General features: G+C 63.1%; 16 protein-coding genes and 1 tRNA gene. 12 read left to right on the top strand and 5 right to left on the bottom strand.

Going from position 1 to position 19,448, the window contains the following annotated elements; genetic code table 11:
* Positions 1 to 254 precede the first annotated feature (254 nt).
* The 5 genes from ACVCMJ_RS03890 (at position 255) to lon (ending at position 6,433) form a co-directional block, all read left to right on the top strand.
* A tRNA-Leu gene (locus tag ACVCMJ_RS03890) sits at positions 255 to 337 on the top strand.
* A 188-nt stretch (positions 338 to 525) separates the two neighbouring features.
* The gene (gene tig, locus ACVCMJ_RS03885) at positions 526 to 1,836 is read left to right on the top strand and encodes a trigger factor (protein ID WP_447080137.1); all 1,311 of its coding nucleotides are present in this window, start codon (positions 526 to 528) and stop codon (positions 1,834 to 1,836) included.
* Positions 1,836 to 2,495, top strand: a complete 660-nt coding sequence (gene clpP, locus ACVCMJ_RS03880) for an ATP-dependent Clp endopeptidase proteolytic subunit ClpP (protein WP_447080136.1) — start codon at positions 1,836 to 1,838, stop codon at positions 2,493 to 2,495. Before tig ends, clpP begins: the two co-directional genes overlap by 1 nt.
* 10 nt (positions 2,496 to 2,505) lie before the next feature.
* Entirely contained in the window at positions 2,506 to 3,798 is a 1,293-nt protein-coding gene (gene clpX, locus ACVCMJ_RS03875) for an ATP-dependent Clp protease ATP-binding subunit ClpX (RefSeq protein WP_447080135.1), read from the top strand.
* Positions 3,799 to 3,958: 160 nt separating this feature from the next.
* Complete coding sequence (lon, locus tag ACVCMJ_RS03870) at positions 3,959 to 6,433, top strand: endopeptidase La (protein ID WP_447080134.1); 2,475 nt, start codon at positions 3,959 to 3,961, stop codon at positions 6,431 to 6,433.
* A 76-nt stretch (positions 6,434 to 6,509) separates the two neighbouring features.
* On the opposite strand, the gene lexA is transcribed toward lon, so the two are convergent.
* Both lexA and ACVCMJ_RS03860 read right to left on the bottom strand, forming a co-directional pair.
* Positions 6,510 to 7,190, bottom strand: a complete 681-nt coding sequence (lexA, locus tag ACVCMJ_RS03865; RefSeq protein WP_447080133.1) for a transcriptional repressor LexA — start codon at positions 7,188 to 7,190, stop codon at positions 6,510 to 6,512.
* Between the two features lie 162 nt (positions 7,191 to 7,352).
* Positions 7,353 to 8,561, bottom strand: a complete 1,209-nt coding sequence (locus ACVCMJ_RS03860) for an amino acid aminotransferase (protein WP_447080132.1) — start codon at positions 8,559 to 8,561, stop codon at positions 7,353 to 7,355.
* Between the two features lie 95 nt (positions 8,562 to 8,656).
* Here ACVCMJ_RS03860 and uvrB point away from each other — a divergent pair, with 95 nt between their 5' ends.
* From uvrB to iscA, 6 genes are all read left to right on the top strand, one after another.
* Positions 8,657 to 10,693 carry an excinuclease ABC subunit UvrB gene (uvrB, locus tag ACVCMJ_RS03855; protein WP_447080131.1) on the top strand — a complete coding sequence of 679 codons (2,037 nt, stop codon included), beginning with the start codon at positions 8,657 to 8,659 and terminating at the stop codon, positions 10,691 to 10,693.
* A gap of 73 nt (positions 10,694 to 10,766) precedes the next feature.
* Positions 10,767 to 11,258, top strand: a complete 492-nt coding sequence (locus ACVCMJ_RS03850; RefSeq protein WP_447082664.1) for a low molecular weight protein-tyrosine-phosphatase — start codon at positions 10,767 to 10,769, stop codon at positions 11,256 to 11,258.
* Positions 11,259 to 11,471: 213 nt separating this feature from the next.
* Complete coding sequence (iscR, locus tag ACVCMJ_RS03845; RefSeq protein ID WP_447080130.1) at positions 11,472 to 11,996, top strand: Fe-S cluster assembly transcriptional regulator IscR; 525 nt, start codon at positions 11,472 to 11,474, stop codon at positions 11,994 to 11,996.
* Between the two features lie 22 nt (positions 11,997 to 12,018).
* Entirely contained in the window at positions 12,019 to 13,227 is a 1,209-nt protein-coding gene (locus ACVCMJ_RS03840) for an IscS subfamily cysteine desulfurase (protein WP_447080129.1), read from the top strand.
* Positions 13,228 to 13,235: 8 nt separating this feature from the next.
* A complete protein-coding gene (locus ACVCMJ_RS03835; RefSeq protein ID WP_447082663.1) occupies positions 13,236 to 13,616 on the top strand; it encodes an iron-sulfur cluster assembly scaffold protein in 381 nt (126 codons plus the stop codon).
* Between the two features lie 21 nt (positions 13,617 to 13,637).
* The gene (gene iscA / locus ACVCMJ_RS03830) at positions 13,638 to 13,961 is read left to right on the top strand and encodes an iron-sulfur cluster assembly protein IscA (protein ID WP_447080128.1); all 324 of its coding nucleotides are present in this window, start codon (positions 13,638 to 13,640) and stop codon (positions 13,959 to 13,961) included.
* Between the two features lie 69 nt (positions 13,962 to 14,030).
* Here the strand turns inward: iscA and lysS are convergent, their stop codons facing one another.
* Positions 14,031 to 15,548 carry a lysine--tRNA ligase gene (gene lysS, locus ACVCMJ_RS03825; protein WP_447080127.1) on the bottom strand — a complete coding sequence of 506 codons (1,518 nt, stop codon included), beginning with the start codon at positions 15,546 to 15,548 and terminating at the stop codon, positions 14,031 to 14,033.
* A gap of 24 nt (positions 15,549 to 15,572) precedes the next feature.
* Positions 15,573 to 16,677 (bottom strand): peptide chain release factor 2 gene (prfB, locus tag ACVCMJ_RS03820; protein ID WP_447080126.1). Its coding sequence is split into 2 segments (ribosomal slippage): positions 15,573 to 16,595 and positions 16,597 to 16,677, totalling 1,104 coding nucleotides; the frame shifts between segments, so codons are not numbered across the junction.
* A gap of 244 nt (positions 16,678 to 16,921) precedes the next feature.
* Here prfB and ACVCMJ_RS03815 point away from each other — a divergent pair.
* On the top strand, positions 16,922 to 18,892 hold the full coding sequence (locus tag ACVCMJ_RS03815; protein WP_447080125.1) for a chloride channel protein: 1,971 nt from the start codon (positions 16,922 to 16,924) through the stop codon (positions 18,890 to 18,892).
* Here the strand turns inward: ACVCMJ_RS03815 and ACVCMJ_RS03810 are convergent.
* Positions 18,889 to 19,440, bottom strand: a complete 552-nt coding sequence (locus ACVCMJ_RS03810) for a hypothetical protein (protein WP_447080124.1) — start codon at positions 19,438 to 19,440, stop codon at positions 18,889 to 18,891. The genes ACVCMJ_RS03815 and ACVCMJ_RS03810 overlap by 4 nt on opposite strands.
* Positions 19,441 to 19,448 lie beyond the last annotated feature (8 nt).

Raw genomic sequence — 19,448 nt, 5'->3', positions numbered from 1 at the left:
AGGACCGGTGCGGCCCGCACCTGTGATCCTGCCGTGGATGCACTGGATTTTACCTTCTCCCCCGCGCCCTTGCAGATCTTTTGCTGCCGCTGGAGTAGTACCATGGGTCTTGGTCCCCCAGGGGGGTATTCATGGCCCGGTGTGTCTTGATGGTAGAATCGCCGGTCCCCGCGTTTTCAGACGCGCGGGCCGAATGCCTGCCATGCGCTCCGTCTTCGCCGATCAGGCGGTGGCTGCGGGACTTTTGGCACCATGCCCGGATGGTGGAATTGGTAGACACGCTGGTCTTAGAAGCCAGTGCGCAAGCGTGGGGGTTCAAGTCCCCCTCCGGGCACCACTTTCTGTCGCGAACAAGCACATGCCGGCCGCTGGCGCGGCGTCCCCGCCTTCCAGCATTGCGGGCCTGCGGCGGGGCGAATGGCGGCCCGGACCTGGCGCTGGCGGCACCGCGCCGGCTTCGGCGGAGTCACGCGGATTCCGCTAAAATGCCTCGTTTATTGTCTCTCATTTTCCAATAGGTTCCGAATGCAGCCCGTGGTTGAAAAATTGTCCGGCCTGGAGCGCCGCGTCGATCTGACCGTCTCGGTCGCCGATATCGAAAAGGAAGTCCAGGCCCAGCTCAAGCGCGTCGCCAGGACCGCGAAGATCCATGGTTTTCGCCCCGGCAAGGCGCCGCTCTCGGTCATCGAGCGCAGCCACGGACCGTCGGTACGCTACGACGTCATCAACAGCCAGATCGGCAAGACTTTGGACAAGGTCATCTCGGACGCGGAACTGCGCGTGGCCGGCACGCCGAACCTGGAGCCCAAGACCGAAGGCACGGATGAGGGTACTTTGGCCTTCTCGGCCACCTTCGAGGTCTATCCCGACATCCAGCTTCCGGATCTGGCTGGCCTGAAGATCACGCGCAGCACCGTGTCCGTCGGCGACGCCGAAGTACAGAAGACTGTCGACGTCTTGCGCCGCCAGCGTACGATCTTCAAGCCCGCGGCGGGTCGCGCCGCGCAGTCCGGGGACCGCGTGAAGCTGGACTTCAAGGGCACCATCGATGGCGTACCCTTCGAGGGCGGTTCGGCGGAAGACTTCTACTTCGTGCTGGGCCAAGGCCGCATGCTGCCCGAATTCGAGACTGCGACGACGGGGATGAAGGCCGGCGATTCCAAAACTTTCCCGCTCAACTTTCCGGACGATTACGGCAGTGCGGCCGTGGCCGGCAAACAGGCTGAATTCGCCATTACGCTGAAGGAAGTCTCCGAACCCGAGCTCCCGGCGATGGACGCCGATTTCGCCAAGTCGCTGGGTCAGGCCGAGGGCAATGTGGAATCGCTTCTCGCCGATATCCGGGCCAATGTCGAACGCGAGGCCGAGGCGCGTGCCAAGAACCGCACCAAGGCCAGCGTCATGGACGCCCTGGCCGCCGCGTGCACCTTTGATCTGCCCAAGGCGCTGGTCGACGGCGAGATCGCCAACCGTACGGCTGCCGCCCGCGAGGAACTCAAGCAGCGCGGTCTTCCCAATGCCGATACCGTTCCCATCCCCGAAGACACGTTCCGCACGGAATCCGAACGCCGCGTGCGCCTGGGTCTGGTGGTGGGCGAACTGATCAAGTCCAGCGATCTGACGGCCAAGCCGGAACAGGTGCGCGCCCGCATCGAAGAATTCGCCAAGAGCTACGAACAACCCGCCCAGGTGGTCACCTATTACCTGTCGGATCGCCAGCGACGGGCTGAAATAGAATCATTGGTGCTGGAGGACAACGTGGTGGATCACGTTCTGGCCGCCGCCCAGGTGACGGACGAAACCGTCGACTTCGATACCCTGATGGGAACGCATTGATGCCCAGGTTCACCGATTTCTATGCCTCTCTGTATGGTGGGGATTCGGTTGTCCCCACCGGCCTGGGCTATGTGCCCATCGTGATCGAGCAATCGGGCCGGGGTGAGCGGTCCTATGACATCTATTCCCGCCTGCTGCGGGAACGGGTGATCTTTTTCGTGGGACAGGTCAACGACCAGTCGGCCAATCTGGTCGTCGCGCAATTGCTGTTCCTGGAATCGGAGAACCCTGACAAGGACATCTCGCTCTACATCAACTCGCCCGGCGGGTCCGTGTACGCGGGGATGGCGATTTACGACACCATGCAGTTCGTCAAGCCGGCGGTCTCGACGCTTTGTACCGGTCTTGCAGCCAGCATGGGTGCGTTCCTGCTGGCGGCCGGGGCGAAGGGCAAGCGCTATGCCCTGCCCAATTCCCGCATCATGATCCACCAGCCCTCGGGCGGTGCCCAGGGGCAGGCCTCCGACATCCAGATCCAGGCCAAGGAAATCCTCAGCCTGCGCGAGCGCCTGAACGGCATTCTGGCCGAGCGGACGGGCCAGGATATCGAGCGCATCGGCGTGGACACGGAACGTGATAACTTCATGTCCGCCGACGACGCCCAGGCCTACGGGCTGATCGACAAGGTACTGGTTTCGCGCATCGACGAGACCCAATGAGTGGAACGCCATGACGGAAAAAAAAGGTTCCAGTGAGGACAAAACCCTGCACTGCTCCTTCTGCAACAAGAGCCAGCACGAAGTCCACAAGCTGATTGCCGGCCCTTCGGTATTCATCTGCGACGAATGCATCAGCCTGTGCAACGACATCATTCGCGAGGAATCGCAGGATGCCACGCGGGCCGCGGTCCGGACTGAACTGCCGACACCCCAGGAGATCAAGTCCTTCCTGGACGGTTATGTCATTGGGCAGGAAACGCCCAAGCGCAACCTGGCCGTTGCGGTCTACAACCACTACAAGCGCATCCGCTACGCGGACGCCAAGGACGGCGATGTCGAGCTGTCCAAGAGCAATATTCTTTTGATCGGCCCCACGGGATCGGGCAAGACGCTGCTGGCCCAGACGCTGGCGCGGATGCTGGATGTGCCATTCGTGATGGCCGATGCGACCACGCTGACTGAAGCGGGCTACGTGGGTGAGGACGTCGAAAACATCATTCAGAAGCTGCTCCAGAATTGCAACTACGAGGTTGAAAAGGCCCAGCGCGCCATCGTCTATATCGACGAAATCGACAAGATTTCGCGCAAGTCCGACAACCCGTCCATCACTCGTGACGTTTCTGGCGAGGGCGTGCAGCAGGCGCTGCTCAAGCTCATCGAGGGTACCGTGGCCTCAGTGCCGCCCCAGGGGGGGCGCAAGCATCCGAACCAGGATTTCGTCCAGGTCGACACCACCAACATCCTGTTCATCGTGGGCGGTGCCTTCGATGGGCTCGAAAAGATCATTCGTGATCGCAGCGAACGCTCTGGCATCGGCTTTTCGGCGACCGTACACACCCGGTCCGAGCGCGGGGTCGGCGAACTGTTCTCCGAGGTGGAGCCCGAGGACCTCATCAAGTTCGGTCTGATTCCCGAGCTGGTCGGGCGGCTTCCGGTCGTGGCCACGCTCGAGGAATTGGACGAGAGCATGCTGGTCCGCATTCTGACGGAGCCGCGCAATGCGGTCGTCAAGCAGTTCCAGAAGCTCTTCGAGATGGAGTCGGTGGCGCTGGACATTACGCCGGAGGCGTTGAAGGCAATCGCCACGCGGGCCATCAAACGCCGTACGGGCGCTCGTGGTCTGCGTTCCATCCTGGAGCAATCGCTGCTCGGGACCATGTACGAGCTGCCGTCGCGTACCGAGATCAATCGCGTCGTGCTGGACGAGGACGCGGTAAACGGCAAGACCACACCGCACCTCATCAAGGGACCGCGCGCGGCGCGCCGTCCGGAAGAGAAGCCACTCCATTCGGCTGCGGCCTGAACCGACCGCGCGGACATTCTATATACTGTGTCGGAGGCCTCCCGGCTTCCTCACGTCTGTGGGCTTGAAACGGCTGCGGGTGGCACCATATGGATGTCAGGCATCACAAAAAGGGAGCCTGTGCTTCCTTTTTTCATAGACTCAGTTCAAGGAAGCAACCATGTCTGCTAGCCAGATTCTCACTGCGGATCCTGTGGACCTGCCACTGTTGCCGTTGCGCGACGTGGTGGTGTTCCCCCACATGGTCATCCCCCTGTTTGTCGGGCGACCCCGTTCCATCAAGGCGTTGGAGTTGGCCATGGAAGCCGGCAGCAGCGTCATGCTGGTGGCCCAGAAGGCTGCCGGCAAGGACGAGCCGTCCGCCGACGACCTCTTCGACGTAGGATGCGCGGCCAGCATCCTGCAGATGCTCAAGCTCCCCGATGGCACTGTCAAAGTGCTGGTCGAGGGTCTGCAGCGTGCACGCGTCCACGCAGTGGTCGAGGCCGAAACCCACTTCATGGCTCGGGTCTCGGGCATTGCGGAGGATTCCGGTGACCAGGCGGAGGCCGAGGCATTGCGTCGCGCCGTGGTGGCTCAGTTTGACCAGTACGTCAAGTTGAACAAGAAGATCCCCCAGGAAATCCTGACCACGCTCTCGGGTATCGAAGGAGCGGGGCGGCTGGCGGATACCATTGCCGCGCATCTGCCGCTGAAGATCGAGCAGAAACAGACCTTGCTGGACATGCCCAGCGCGACAGGCCGCCTCGAGGCGCTGCTCTCGCAACTCGAATCCGAGATCGATATTCTGCAGGTCGAGAAGCGCATTCGCGGGCGCGTCAAGAAGCAGATGGAGAAGAGCCAGCGCGACTACTATCTGAATGAGCAGGTCAAGGCCATCCAGAAGGAGCTCGGCGAAGGCGAAGAGGGCGCGGATATCGAAGAACTCGAGCGCAAGATCGCCGATGCGCACTTGCCCAAGGAAGCCCGCAAGAAAGCCGAGGGCGAGTTGAAGAAGCTCAAGCTCATGTCGCCCATGTCGGCCGAGGCTACAGTGGTGCGCAACTACATCGATACTTTGGTGGGGTTGCCATGGCGCAAGAAAAGCCGCGTGAACAACTCGCTGGGGAACGCTGAAGAGATCCTGGATGCGGATCACTATGGCCTGGAAAAGGTCAAGGAGCGCATCGTCGAGTATCTGGCCGTGCAGCAGCGTGTGGACAAACTCAAGGCGCCGATTCTATGCCTGGTCGGGCCTCCGGGGGTTGGCAAGACCTCGCTGGGGCAGTCGGTGGCGCGGGCGACCAACCGGAAGTACGTGCGCATGGCGCTGGGCGGCGTGCGCGACGAAGCCGAAATCCGGGGCCACCGCCGGACCTACATTGGTTCCATGCCCGGGAAAATCCTCCAGAACATGGCCAAGGTGGGCGTGCGCAATCCGCTGTTTCTGCTCGACGAAATCGACAAAATGGGCGCGGACTTCCGGGGCGACCCCTCGTCAGCGCTGCTGGAGGTGCTGGATCCGGAACAGAACCACACCTTTCAGGATCACTACATCGAGGTCGATTTCGATCTTTCGGACGTGATGTTCGTCGCCACGAGCAACACGCTGAACATTCCGCCAGCACTGCTGGACCGTATGGAAGTCATTCGTCTGTCGGGCTATACCGAGGACGAAAAGGTCCACATTGCATTCGATCACCTGCTGCCCAAGCAGATGAAGAACAATGGCGTTCATGAAGGGGAGTTTTCGATCACCGAGGCGGCCGTGCGCGATATCGTGCGCTATTACACGCGTGAAGCGGGTGTGCGCGCGCTGGAGCGCGAGATCTCGAAGATCTGCCGCAAAGTCGTGAAGCAAATGCTGGCGGCCAAGGCTGCCACCCAGGCTCGGACCAAGTCCACCAAGCCTTCCGCAAGGGAATCGGTCACGGTCGATGCCGGCAACCTCAACGAGTTTCTCGGGGTGCGCCGATTCAGCTTTGGCATGGCCGAAAAGGAAGACAAGGTAGGGCAGGTCACCGGCCTTGCCTGGACCGAGGTGGGAGGCGATTTGCTGACCATCGAGGTTGCAGACATGCCGGGCAAGGGTGTGGTCCTGCGCACCGGCTCGCTGGGCGATGTCATGAAGGAATCTGTGGAGGCGGCGCGCACCGTCGTGCGCTCTCGGGCGCGGCGCTGGGGCATTGCCGACCAGGTCTTCGAAAAGCGGGATTTGCACGTGCACTTCCCCGAAGGCGCGGTTCCCAAGGACGGCCCATCGGCGGGGATTGCCATTACCAGCGCACTGGTTTCGGCGCTGACCGGCATCCCGGTGCGGGCAGACGTCGCCATGACAGGTGAAATCACGCTTCGTGGCGAGGTCCTGGAGATCGGCGGGCTGAAGGAAAAGCTGCTGGCCGCGCACCGTGGCGGCATCAAGACCGTGATGATCCCCGAGGGTAACGTCAAGGATCTGGCCGAGATCCCCGATAACGTGAAGAACCACCTGGAGATCATTCCGGTTCGCTGGATCGATCGGGTCTTGGAGGTCGCCTTGCAGCACATGCCTACCCCGTTGTCGGACGAAGAGGTCGCCCGACTGGCGGCTGACGCGGCCGCAGCGGCTGCGGCCAAACCGGCAGCCCCGGGCGCGGAAGGGCTGATGAAGCACTGATCAGTGCAGCCCTGAGCAGGCATAAGCTCCCATGCGTCGCCCGTGGAGGCATGGGAGCTGCTGAATCAGTCGTGGGTCAGTGCAGCGGGGTGGTGCGGATGAGCCCCACGGCGACGCCTTCAATGGCGAACCCGTCGCCCGCACCAACCTCGATCGGCTCGAAATCCGGGTTTTCCGGCAGGAGCCTGATGGTCTGGCCCAAATGTTCGAGCCGCTTTACGGTGACGTCGTCGCCCAGGCGGGCAACCACGATCTGGCCGTTGCGGGCTTCGGGCGTGCTGCGCACGGCCAGCAGGTCACCGTCGAGAATGCCCACATCGCGCATGCTGCTGCCGCGCACGCGCAACAGATAGTCCGGGCTGGAAGTGAACAGTTGTGGTGCCACTGCGACTTCGCGTTCCACGTGCTCCGCCGCCAAGATGGGGTGGCCCGCCGCGACGCGGCCGATCAGGGGGATGAGCAGGCTTCCGGTGGCCTCGAACCAGCCTGGTGTTTCGGAAGGTCGTTTCCCGGCGGATGCGCCCGACGGCTGTGAAGCCGCATCGTCCAGCAGCTGGATGCCGCGCGAGGTGCCGGCTGTCAGGCGGATGTGGCCCTTGCGCTCCAGCGCGCGCAGATGGTCCTCGGCGGCATTGGCCGAGCGAAATCCCAGCTCGTGGGCGATTTCCGCGCGGGTCGGAGGCCGGCCCGTCCGGCTGATGGCCTGGCGGATGAGATCCAGAATCTGGGATTGGCGTGCGGTGAGTTTCAGAGCCATGACACACTACTGGATGAAAAACCAGTTTGTATTGTCTCTGAAGTGGACACCGAAATCAAGGGGACCACGCCGGCACGCCACCGCAGCGCCTGCTTTACGTCCGCTTTATCCAGAGGGCTTCAGCGTATCGGCCGGCCCCGGACTGTTCCGGGGCCCCACGCACTAGGCTTTTTTCAGGACTTTGGCAATGGATTGCGCAACGTAGTCGATATTGCCGCTGTTCAGCGCCGCCACGCAGATGCGGCCGCTGCTCACGGCGTAGATCCCGAAATCGTCGCGCAGGCGGTCGACGTGCGCCTTGGTCAGGCCGGAGTAGGAGAACATCCCGCGCTGGGCCTCCACGAAGTGGAAGTCCTGCGCCACCCCCTGCGCGTGGAGTTTTTCCACGAGCTGGTGGCGCATTGTGCGAATGCGATCGCGCATGCCGGCGAGTTCATTGGCCCAGAGTGCCCGCAGTTCCGGCGTATTGAGCACGGTGGATACGATGGCTCCGCCATGGGTCGGGGGGTTGGAATAGTTGGTGCGGATGACGCGCTTGAGCTGGCTCAGGACGCGGGTGCTTTCCTCGTCGCCACTGGTGATCAGCGTCAGCGCCCCGACCCGTTCGCCATACAGCGAAAAGGATTTGGAGAAGGAGGAACTGATGAACATGGTCATGCCCAGCCCGGCAAACAGCCGCACCACGGCGGCGTCTTCTTCGAGGCCCGCACCGAAACCCTGGTAGGCGATGTCCAGGAAAGGAACGAGCCGGCAGGATTGCAGCGTCTTGGCGATTTCCCGCCATTGCTCCGTGGTGGGGTCCACGCCTGTGGGGTTGTGGCAGCAGGCATGCAACACGACGATGCTGCCCGCCGGCAGCGCGCGCAGCGATGCCAGCATGGCATCGAAGTTCAGGCCATGGGTGGCGGCATCGTAGTAGTCGTACTGGACGATCGGGAAACCAGCCGCTGAAAAAAGCGCCTGATGGTTGGCCCAACTGGGGTTGCTGATGGCCACCCGTGCGTCGGGCAGGATGCGCTTGAGGAAATCAGCACCGACCTTCAGTGCCCCCGTCCCGCCCAGCGCCTGCACCGTGACGGAACGGTGTTCGGCGATCAACGGCGAATCGGCCCCCAGCAGCAGGGCGCGCGCTCCGGCGTTGTAGCCCGGGAGGCCGTCGATGGGCAGGTAGCTTCGCGGCGCCGCCTGTTCGAACAGTTTCGCCTCGGCCTGCCGGACCGACTTCAGCAGCGGAATGTGACCATTGTCATCGTAGTAGATCCCCACGCCCAGGTTCACCTTGGTGGAACGGGTATCGGCCTTGAACTGTTCGTTCAGGCCCAAAATGGGATCACGGGGGGCAAGCTCGACGGAAGCGAATAGGGAGGACATGGAGGCAATGGGAGGAAAGGAAATGAGGTCTTGGTCTTGTCGGCCAACGATGGGATAATAAGGGGTTTACCCGTAGGGTGTCTAGCATCCGCTCCATGGCCGATACCAACGCGCGATTCATACAGTACCCTGATAGCCCGTTCCAGTTGTATGAACCCTATCCCCCTGCCGGCGACCAGCCGGCTGCGATCGCTGCGCTCGAGGAAGGCCTGCGTGATGGGCTCATGTCCCAGACCCTGCTGGGCGTCACGGGGTCGGGCAAGACCTATACCATGGCCAATGTGATTGCGCGACTGGGGCGCCCGGCCATCGTGCTCGCACCCAACAAGACGCTCGCGGCTCAGCTTTATGCCGAAATGCGCGAGTTCTTTCCGCGCAACGCGGTGGAGTATTTCGTCTCGTACTACGATTACTACCAGCCCGAGGCCTACGTGCCGTCGCGCGACCTGTTCATCGAAAAGGATTCGTCCATCAACGAGCATATCGAGCAGATGCGGCTTTCGGCCACCAAGAGCCTGCTCGAGCGCCAGGACACCGTCATCGTGGGGACGGTGTCCTGCATTTACGGTATCGGCAACCCTGGCGACTATCACGCGATGGTGCTCACCCTGCGCAACGGCGATCGGATGGCGCGCCAGGAAATCCTGGCCCGTCTCGTCTCCATGCAGTACGAGCGCAACGACATGGACTTTGCGCGGGGGACGTTTCGCGCCCGCGGCGAGATCATCGACGTATTCCCGGCCGAGCATGCCGAGTATGCGTTGCGTATCACGCTGTTCGACGACGAGATCGAGTCCCTGGACCTGTTTGATCCTTTGACGGGGAAGCTCGTGCAGAATCTGGTGCGGTTCACTGTGTTCCCAAGCTCCCATTATGTGACGCCGCGCGAGACGGTCCTCAGGGCCATCGGGACCATCAAGGAAGAACTGCGCGATCGACTGGAGGAACTGACCGCCGCCGGCAAGCTGGTCGAGGCGCAGCGGCTGGAACAGCGCACCCGATTCGATCTGGAGATGCTCCAGGAACTGGGCTTCTGCAAGGGGATCGAGAATTACTCGCGGCACTTGTCCGGCGCGGCGCCCGGTGAGCCGCCTCCCACGCTCATTGACTATCTGCCGGCGCGCTCCCTGATGTTCATCGACGAAAGCCACGTCACCGTCGGCCAGCTGGGCGGCATGTACCGCGGCGACCGGTCGCGCAAGGAAACGCTGGTGCAGTTCGGGTTTCGGCTACCCTCGGCGCTGGACAACCGGCCGTTGCGGCTCGAGGAGTTCGAAGCTCGCATGCCGCAGTGTGTGTTCGTGTCCGCCACGCCGGCGGCCTATGAAACCGAGCATGCCGATCAGGTGGTGGAACAGGTGGTCCGCCCGACGGGGCTGGTGGACCCCGAAGTCGACGTCAGGCCGGCCACCACGCAGGTGGACGACCTGCTGGGCGAGGCCAAGAAGTGCATCGCGCGCCATGAGCGGGTGCTGGTGACGACGCTCACCAAGCGCATGGCGGAAGACCTCACCGAATATCTGCAGGAAAGTGGCCTGAAGGTGCGCTACCTGCATTCGGACATCGATACCGTCGAGCGCGTTGAGATCATCCGCGACCTGCGGCTGGGCGCTTTCGACGTGCTGGTGGGGATCAACCTCCTGCGCGAGGGACTGGACATCCCCGAGGTCTCGCTGGTTGCGATCCTGGACGCCGACAAGGAGGGCTTCCTGCGGTCCGAACGCAGCCTGATCCAGACCATCGGGCGGGCGGCGCGCAATTTGCATGGCCGGGCAATCCTGTATGCGGATCGGGTGACCGACTCCATGCGGCGCGCCATGGACGAGACGCAGCGACGGCGGGAGAAGCAGCAGGCATTCAATGAGGCCAACGGGATTACCGCCCGCGGCGTCAGCAAGGCCGTTCGCGACCTGATCGACGGGGTGGGGATGGCTCCGGCCCCCGCGCCCTCCGAGGAACCGGCTTTCGACACGGCCGCTCTGCGGGACGAAAAAGCGCTGGCCCGCGAAATCCGCCGCCTGGAGCAGAAAATGAACGAACACGCGCGCAATCTGGAGTTCGAACAGGCCGCCGCGGCACGGGACGCGCTGCACGCGCTGAAGGACAGGGCACTATGGGCGGCAAACTTTTGACTGGGGGCCGTTTTTTCCGATTTCCCGCTGAAAATGCTTGCCAATTTCGGGGTTTTCCCGCACACTTTCACCTATCATGCATAAGGTACTTTTCGTCTGTACGGGCAATATCTGCCGGTCTCCCACCGCTCAGGGCGTGTTTCAGCATCTGGTTGACGAGGCCGGCCTCACCGACGTAGTCTGCGTCGATTCCGTGGCTACCCATCACTTCCATGTGGGCGAAGCGCCCGACGCGCGGGCGCAGGCTGCTGCCCGCAAGCGCGGTTACGACCTGTCCGGTCATGTGGCCCGCCAGATCGGCGCGGACGATTTCCGGGATGCGGATCTGATCCTGGCCATGGACTGGGAAAACCTGTCGGCCTTGCAACAGCAGTGCCCGAAGATCTACCAGCACAAGCTGATGCTGCTCATGCGCTTCTCCAACGAATTCGAGGAAGCCACGGTGCCGGATCCTTACTATGGCGGCCCCGAGGGCTTCGCAAAAGTCCTGGACTACATCGAGGACTCCTGCCAGGGCGTCCTCGAACTGGTGCGCAAGCGCGCCCTGCAGTATCAGGCTGCCTGACACGGGCCTCCTGCGGTGGTCCCGTACTGGCGCCTTCTCGGCGCCTTTTCATTGGCTTCAACGCCGGAATCCTCGCCGGCTTGACCTTCGTCAAGTTTCCCCGCTGCCCGAGCTGAGAACATCGGTCATTCGTTCGGGTACGTTGATATACTTGACTCAATTAGTCGGGTATCCGACCTGCTCAATGACTAGCATCGAATAGTGAGGCCTATCATGCGTTTGACGACCAAGGGACGTTTTGCAGTGACTGCGATGATCGATCTGGCTTTGCGGGCGCATAGCGGACCGGTCACGCTGGCCGCGATCAGCGAACGGCAGAACATCTCGCTGTCCTATCTCGAACAGCTTTTTGGCAAGCTGCGCCGCCATGAGCTGGTCGATAGCGTCCGGGGGCCCGGCGGGGGTTACACACTGGCGCGTCATGCGCGCAATATTTCCGTGGCCAGCATCATATTTGCGGTGGACGAGCCGCTGGATGCAACGAGCTGCGGCGGCAAGGAAAACTGCAACATCGGCCGCAACGGCCGTTCCGGAAAGTGCATGACGCATGACCTCTGGGCGACGCTGAGCCGAAAGATGGTAGAGTATCTCGATTCGGTGTCGCTGCAGGATCTGGTGGATCAGCAGCGTCTGCGCGAATGGCAGGAATCGGGTCAGCTGCGGACGGGTCTGAATTCCGCAGGCAGCAACGCGCCCGCGCGCCAGGCGGAGCCTCTAGCGGAGACCGTTTCGGCCTGATTGTCCGGCCCAAGGAGTCTGAATGTCGCTGCGCCCATCCGTCTATCTCGATTATTCCGCCACCACGCCGGTGGACGAGCGGGTGGTGCAGGCGATGCTGCCGTGGCTTGGCCAGCGGTTCGGCAACGCGGCCTCCACCAGCCACGCTTGGGGGTGGGATGCCAGCGAGGCCGTGGAGCAGGCCCGAACGCAGGTGGCGGATCTCATTCATGCCGATCCGCGCGAGATCGTCTGGACCTCGGGCGCCACGGAATCCGACAATCTGGCGATCAAGGGCGTAGCGCAGTTCCATGGCGGGCGCGGCCGCCACATCGTCACGGCGCGCACGGAGCACAAAGCCGTGCTGGATACCTGCCATGCGCTGGAGCAGAGCGGCTTCGAAGTCACCTATCTGGACGTGGATGCCGGCGGACTGGTCGCGCCGGATGCGCTGGCGGCGGCATTGCGCCCCGATACCATCCTGGCGTCGATCATGCTCGTGAATAACGAGATCGGGGTCATTCAGGATGTCGCGGCCCTGGCCGCCGTGTGTCACCGGCAAGGCGTCCTGTTTCACACGGATGCCGCGCAGGCTACCGGGAAGATTCCGGTCGATGTGCGCGCACTGGACGTGGACCTGATGTCCCTCTCGGCGCACAAGACCTATGGCCCGAAAGGCATTGGCGCGCTGTATGTGCGGCGCAAGCCGCGCATCCGCCTCGAGGCGCAGATGCATGGTGGCGGACACGAGCGGGGGCTGCGCTCCGGGACTCTGCCGACGCATCAGATTGTGGGCATGGGCGCCTCGTACGCATTGGCTGGCGAGCTCATGGAGACCGAAGTCCCCGCCATTCGCGCGCTGCGTGACCGCCTCTGGGAGGGTCTGCGAGAGCTGCCCGACGTTTTCCTCAATGGCGATCCCCGCCGGCGCGTCGCTCACAACCTGAACGTCAGCGTGGCGCACGTCGAGGGCGAGGCGCTGCTCATGTCCGTGCCGGAACTGGCTCTTTCGTCGGGCTCCGCCTGTACGTCGGCAAGCCTGGAGCCATCCCATGTGTTGCGTGCGCTGGGACGCAGCGATCTCCTGGCCCACAGTTCACTGCGCATGACGATTGGACGCTATACCTCTGCCGCCGATGTGGATTTGGCGCTCCGCGTGTTGCGGGCTCAGATCCAGCGCTTGCGCGAGCTGTCCCCTCTCTGGGAGATGCGCGAGCAGGGCACGCTGGGGGCCTGGATGGAGACTTGCTGATGGCCGGCCTGCCGTACGGTCCCGTGGTTCTGGATCACTACCTGCACCCGCGCAATGTCGGATCGCTGGACCCGGCGGATGCCCGGGTAGGGTCCGCAGTGGTCGGGTCGCCGATGCTGGGCGAGGTATTGAAGCTGCAGATTTTCCTGCACGGCGAAACCATCGTGCAGGCTCGCTTTCGCGCGTTTGGCGGCGGTTCGGCCATTGCCGCCGGTTCCTGGGTGACCGAGCGGTTGCAAGGCCATAGCCTGGGCGAGGCGTTGGACATCCGTAGCCAGGACATCATGAATGCGCTGGAGCTGCCGCCCGTGAAGATGCATTCCGCGCTGCTGGCCGAAGACGCCATCCGGGCGGCGGTCGCCGACTACACGCAAAAACACCTTCAATAACCCCCACAAGCGAGTTGCATCATGGGAATTACATTGACGTCTCAAGCCGCTGAACACATTCAGCGAAACCTGGAAAAGCGGGGCAAGGGCCTGGGGCTGCGCCTTGGGGTAAAACCCTCGGGGTGCTCGGGCCTGTCCTATCAGCTCGAATACGTGGACGATCCAGCCGCCGAGGACCAGGTGTTCGAGCAGTTCGGCGCGCGCATCTATGTCGGGCCGGACAGCCTTCAATATCTCCAGGGGACGGAGCTCGATTACGCCCGCGAAGGCCTGAACGAAGGATTCCGCTTCAACAATCCGAACGAAAAGGCGGCTTGCGGCTGCGGGGATTCGTTTACGGTCTGAGCTTCACGTTGTGAAAGAAGGGCCCGGGGATCGAACCGATTCCCGGGCCCTGGCCTTCGGGCGGTGTCGTCAGTCTTCGCGCCGCAGGTGCGGAAAGAGGATGACGTCGCGGATGTTGGCACTGTCGGTGAGCATCATGACCAGCCGGTCGATGCCGATCCCGCATCCGCCCGTCGGCGGCATGCCGTATTCCAGCGCGCGCACATAGTCGGCATCGTAGTACATGGCTTCTTCGTCGCCCGCGTCCTTGGCCGCGACCTGCGCCTGGAATCGCGCCGCCTGGTCCTCGGGATCGTTCAGCTCCGAAAAGCCGTTGGCGATTTCACGGCCGCAGGCGAACAGCTCGAATCGCTCCGTGATGCCCGCCTCGGTATCCGAGGCTCGAGCCAGGGGCGACACCTCGACCGGATAGTCGATGATGTAGGTGGGGTGCCACAACTGCGTCTCGGTCGTCTCCTCGAAGAGTGCAAGCTGCAGGGCACCCAGGCCCGCGTGGGCGAGCACCGGACCGTCGATTTCGGCCCCCAGCCGGCGCAATTCCGTCCGCAGGTAGTCGGCATCCCGCAGTTGGCTGTCGTCATAGGCCGGCGCATATTTGCGAATGGCCTGGGTGATGGTCAACCGGTCGAAGGCGCAGCCCAGTTCCAGCGGCTTGCCTTGATAGCTCAGGTTCGTGGTACCGCACACGCTCAGGGCGGTGTTCCGAATCAGCGCCTCTGTGTAGTCCATCAGCCATCGATAGTCGGTGTAGGCGGCGTAGAACTCCATCATCGTGAATTCGGGATTGTGACGCGGACTCACGCCTTCATTACGGAAGTTGCGGTTGATCTCGAAGACGCGTTCGAACCCGCCCACGACCAGCCGCTTCAGGTAGAGTTCCGGTGCGATGCGCAGGTACATCTCCATGTCGAGCGCGTTGTGGTGGGTGATGAAAGGCTTGGCCGAGGCGCCCCCCGGGATGGGATGCAGCATGGGCGTCTCGACCTCCAGGAAGTCGGCGTCCGACATGAGCTGGCGGATGGTCGAGACGATGCGGCTTCGCGCCAGGAACGTCTGCCGGCTTTCCTCGGTGACGATGAGGTCCACATAGCGGCGGCGGTAGCGGAGTTCCTGGTCGGCCATGCCGTGGAACTTGTCCGGCAGCGGCCGCAATGACTTCGCCAGCAGGCGCAAGGATCGCACTCGCAGCGAGAGTTCGCCCTTGTGCGTCTTGAAGACCTCGCCTTCGGCAGCGACGATGTCGCCGATGTCCCAGGATTTGAACGCTGCATAGGCCTCGTCCCCGAGAACGCTCCGGTCCAGGTAAAGCTGCAAGCGTCCGCTGGTGTCCTGCAGCGTCGCAAAGCTGGCTTTGCCCATGACGCGCTTGAGCATCATGCGTCCGGCCACTTTTGCGTGGCGGTTCAGCGCCTGCAAGGCCTCGTCGTCGAGCGCATCGCAGTCCTTGTGCAGGGCTGCTGCGTGGCTGTCGGGGCGGAAATCGTTCGGGTAGGCCGGGCCCGCCGCGCGCAGGGCGTCGAGCTTGCTGCGTCGTTCGGCAATGAGACGGTTCTCGTCCAGGGCTGGTGAATCGTTTTGAGCGGTCATGTCTTCGGGAATAGGGGCCTGGGATCAGTCGGTCTGCTTCAGGCTGGCGGTGATGAAAGCGTCCAGGTCGCCATCGAGGACCTTTTGCGTGTTCGAGATTTCCACCCCGGTGCGCAGGTCCTTGATGCGGCTCTGGTCCAGCACGTAGGAGCGGATCTGGTGGCCCCAGCCCACATCGCTCTTCGTGTCCTCGAGCTTCTGTTGTTCGGCCATGCGCTTGCGCATCTCGAGCTCATACAGGCGCGACTTCAGCATCTGCATGGCTTCCGCGCGGTTGCGGTGCTGCGAACGGTCGTTCTGGCACTGCACCACGATTCCGGTCGGGATGTGCGTGATGCGTACGGCCGAATCGGTCTTGTTGATGTGCTGACCGCCGGCGCCGCTGGCGCGGTACGTATCGATGCGCAAATCAGCCGGGTTGATTTCGATTTCGAAGGAGTCGTCGATTTCCGGGTACACAAATACGCTGGCAAACGAGGTGTGCCGGCCGTTGGAGGAGTCGAAGGGACTCTTGCGTACCAGGCGGTGCACGCCGGTTTCAGTGCGCAGCAGGCCATAGGCATATTCGCCCTCGAATTTGATCGTCGCGGATTTGATGCCGGCGACTTCGCCTTCGGAGATTTCCAGTACCTCGGTCTTGAATTCCTTGCGTTCCCCGTAGTGCAGGTATTGGCGCAACAACATCGAGGCCCAGTCCTGGGCTTCCGTGCCGCCGGCACCCGCCTGGATGTCCACGAAACAGTTCAGCGGGTCGGCCGGATTCGAGAACATGCGCCGGAATTCCAGCGCTTCGAGACGCTGACCCAGCGCGGCACAGTCCTTTTCGATCGCGGCCAGCGTGGCGTCGTCGTCGTCCTCGCTGGCCAGCTCATAGAGATCGTGCGCGTCGTTCAGGCCGCGCTCCAGCTCGCTCAGTGTGTGGACGACCGTTTCCAGGGATTTCTTTTCGCGCCCCAGTTCCTGGGCGTGTTGCGGGTTGCTCCAGATATCGGGGTTTTCGAGTTCCGCATTGACGACGAGCAGGCGTTCAGCCTTGGCATCGTAGTCAAAGATACCTCCGTAGCGCTGCCTGACGTTCCTGATAATCGTCGATGCAGGCGCTGATGTGGTTCTGGCGTTCGGCTTCCATGGTGTGATCCGCATTAATCTTGAAGACAATCCAGCATTCTAACGCGGCGCAGTGCAGCCGTGCGTGGGAATGCCGCACGACGCGGACTATAATGCTTGGCTGCGCAGCGCCGCCTATGTCCGCCCATACCGGATGCGGGCATCGCCAGTATCTGTCTGCGGTTTGACCCGCACCGTTGCACAAAACACTTATCGACTCTTTTCCCGGGCGGGATCTGGCCCCCGTCGGGAACCTGGAATTTGGAATGGCGAAACGCACCCCCGCAAACCCGACAGCATCGGTCATCACGTCAGGTAGCCCGGGTGCGGTTCCGATCGCCCCGGGGCTCGACGCCACGATGGACGAAGCGCACGTCGAGCGCAAATCGACCCTGATGAGCCACCGGACTGTCTGGATCGGATTGCTGTCCATCCTGCTGGGCGTGGTTGCGGCGGAGATCGCGCAGCTGCTGATGTTCATGATCAACATCATCACCGACATCACTTTCTACGGCCGGATATCCGACGTCACCGCGGTGAAACATACCGGTTCGTTCGTCCTGTCGCCCGCCGATCACCACCTGGGGCTCTGGGTGATCCTGATGCCCGCGATCGGCGGCCTGATTGCGGGTGCCATGGCGCGCTGGGGCTCGCGCGCCATCCAGGGGCACGGCATCCCTGAAGCGATGGAACAGATCCTCAAAAATGATGCCAACATTCCGCCCCGGATCACCTGGCTGAAGCCGGTGTCGTCGGCGTTTGCCATTGGCACTGGCGGCCCGTTCGGTGCCGAGGGCCCGATCATTTCCACCGGTGGTGCGCTGGGTTCCCTCCTGGGTCAACTGCTGTCGGTCACCGCCACGGAACGCAAGACGCTGCTCGCGGCGGGTGCCGCTGCCGGGATGGCGGCCGTCTTCGGCGCTCCCGTATCTTCCCTGACCCTGGCGGTCGAATTGCTGCTCTTCGAGTTGCGTCCCCGCTCACTGATCCCTGTTGCGCTGGCCGCGGTGTCGGCGACGGGGGTGCGCTATGCGACCTACGGCGCCGGCGCGGTGTTTTCCATGCCCGCGGTGCTCGAACCGGGGAGTTCGGCCCTTGCCAGCTTCATCCTGTTGGGAGCGATCGTCGGGGTGCTCAGCGTGCTGGTGACGAAGGCGGTGTATGGCATCGAGGACGCCTTCTCGAAGCTGCCGATCCACTGGATATGGTGGCCGGCCCTCGGTGGCCTCGTGGCCGGGGCCATCGGCTGGATCGAGCCTCGCACGATGGGCGTGGGGTACGACAATATCGACGCGATCATATCGGGCAGCTTCGGCGTGAAGATGCTGATTGTGATGTGCGTGCTGAAATTCGCGGCCTGGTCGATCGCACTGGGCAGCGGCACCTCGGGAGGAACGCTGGCGCCGCTGTTCATCATCGGAGGTTCCTTCGGCGCCCTGCTGGGCATGGGGGCGGACCATATCCTGCCTCAGCTCGGAATCGATCCGCGCATCGCGGCCCTGGTGGGGATGGCCGCGATCTTTGCCGGTTCGTCGCGTGCCCTCTTGACGGCGGTCGTGTTCGCCTTCGAAACGACCCGCCAGGCAGCCGTGCTGTTGCCGTTGTTGGGCGGATGTACCGCCGCCTATGTCGTGTCCGCCCTGATCATGCGCAACACCATCATGACGGAGAAGATCGTCCGCCGGGGGGTCCGGGTACCCCTGGAATATTCGGCCGATTTCCTTCAACGGGTGGCGGTCGGACAGGTGTACACCCGCGATGCGGTGACGCTGAAAGCCGAGGACACGCTGGAGCGGGTTCAACACTGGCTGCAGAGCGAATCCAGCGACCACCACCACGGCTATCCGGTCGTTGGAGCGGACGGTACCGTCAATGGTGTCGTGACCATGCGTGAACTGTTCAATCCGGCCTTCGTCCCCACGACTCCCATCGGCGAATTGGTGCAGCGGACGCCGGTCATGGTGACCGAGGACTATTCGGTGCGGGAAGCGTGCGACCTGATGGTCAATTCAAGTGTCGGGCAATTGCTCGTGATGAGCCGTACGCAGCCTCGCAAGCTTCTCGGCATCCTCACCCGTGGCGACGTATTCAAGGCAAATGTCTACCGGCTGCAAGAGAACCGGGATGCCCAGCGCCAGTTGCGCGTCAATCTGCGGCGTCCGCTCAGGCCGCTGCGGCCGGTGCGGCAGCACAGGGCGCGTCCACAACCCGGCAAGTCCCCCGTCCGGACGTCTTAAGTATCCGCCCCGGTCGGGGCCGATGGATGGACCTCGCACAGCGAGACTCTGCAAGCCCGGCCGAGTGCGTCCAGCGCTTCATCGTCCAGCAAGCGGGGGATCATCGGGAGCAGTTCATCGTCGATGCGCCGCAGGTGGCCCTCGAACGCGGAGATCCATGCCTGTAGCTCCGCGCCGCCGGATGCCCCCGTCGCCAGTTGCGGGCGCATCTTGGCGCGCCAGCAGCGGTCCAGCTGACTGCGTTCGTTTGCCAGTCTCTCGGCCAGATCCCTCAGACACACCGCGTCCGATCCGGCCATGGCCTCCACCAGCGCGGGCAGCACCCGGTCTTCCAGGAGGCACCGTTGTGCCTGGGCGGGACCCTCCAGCCAGTCGATCGCCGCCTGCATCGCGAGTCGCCCGGAGCGGTCGGCCGCCCCGCCAGTGCCTGCCCGAAGCCCACGCAAGTGGTTCCGCGTGGTGGCGTCGGCATCCAGCAACATAGAGGCAGGGTCGGTGACATCCGGGGGGACCATGGCTGTTCGCTCCACGAGGCAGACGGAGATCATGGTACGGC

The organism is Castellaniella sp. UC4447_H14 (genome assembly GCF_052978285.1).
Note: the sequence above shows the minus strand (reverse complement) of the source record. Positions and strands in the feature narration are given on the sequence as shown.

Excerpts from the sequence above, each read along its gene's own strand:
- lysS (WP_447080127.1), bottom strand. The coding sequence starts at position 15,548 with ATGACCGCTCAAAACGATTCACCAGCCCTGGACGAGAACCGTCTCATT.
- tig (WP_447080137.1), top strand. The coding sequence starts at position 526 with ATGCAGCCCGTGGTTGAAAAATTGTCCGGCCTGGAGCGCCGCGTCGAT.
- ACVCMJ_RS03860 (WP_447080132.1), bottom strand. The coding sequence starts at position 8,561 with ATGTCCTCCCTATTCGCTTCCGTCGAGCTTGCCCCCCGTGATCCCATT.
- clpP (WP_447080136.1), top strand. The coding sequence starts at position 1,836 with ATGCCCAGGTTCACCGATTTCTATGCCTCTCTGTATGGTGGGGATTCG.
- ACVCMJ_RS03840 (WP_447080129.1), top strand. The coding sequence starts at position 12,019 with ATGTCGCTGCGCCCATCCGTCTATCTCGATTATTCCGCCACCACGCCG.
- lexA (WP_447080133.1), bottom strand. The coding sequence starts at position 7,190 with ATGGCTCTGAAACTCACCGCACGCCAATCCCAGATTCTGGATCTCATC.
- lon (WP_447080134.1), top strand. The coding sequence starts at position 3,959 with ATGTCTGCTAGCCAGATTCTCACTGCGGATCCTGTGGACCTGCCACTG.
- uvrB (WP_447080131.1), top strand. The coding sequence starts at position 8,657 with ATGGCCGATACCAACGCGCGATTCATACAGTACCCTGATAGCCCGTTC.
- iscA (WP_447080128.1), top strand. The coding sequence starts at position 13,638 with ATGGGAATTACATTGACGTCTCAAGCCGCTGAACACATTCAGCGAAAC.
- iscR (WP_447080130.1), top strand. The coding sequence starts at position 11,472 with ATGCGTTTGACGACCAAGGGACGTTTTGCAGTGACTGCGATGATCGAT.
- clpX (WP_447080135.1), top strand. The coding sequence starts at position 2,506 with ATGACGGAAAAAAAAGGTTCCAGTGAGGACAAAACCCTGCACTGCTCC.
- ACVCMJ_RS03810 (WP_447080124.1), bottom strand. The coding sequence starts at position 19,440 with ATGATCTCCGTCTGCCTCGTGGAGCGAACAGCCATGGTCCCCCCGGAT.
- ACVCMJ_RS03815 (WP_447080125.1), top strand. The coding sequence starts at position 16,922 with ATGGCGAAACGCACCCCCGCAAACCCGACAGCATCGGTCATCACGTCA.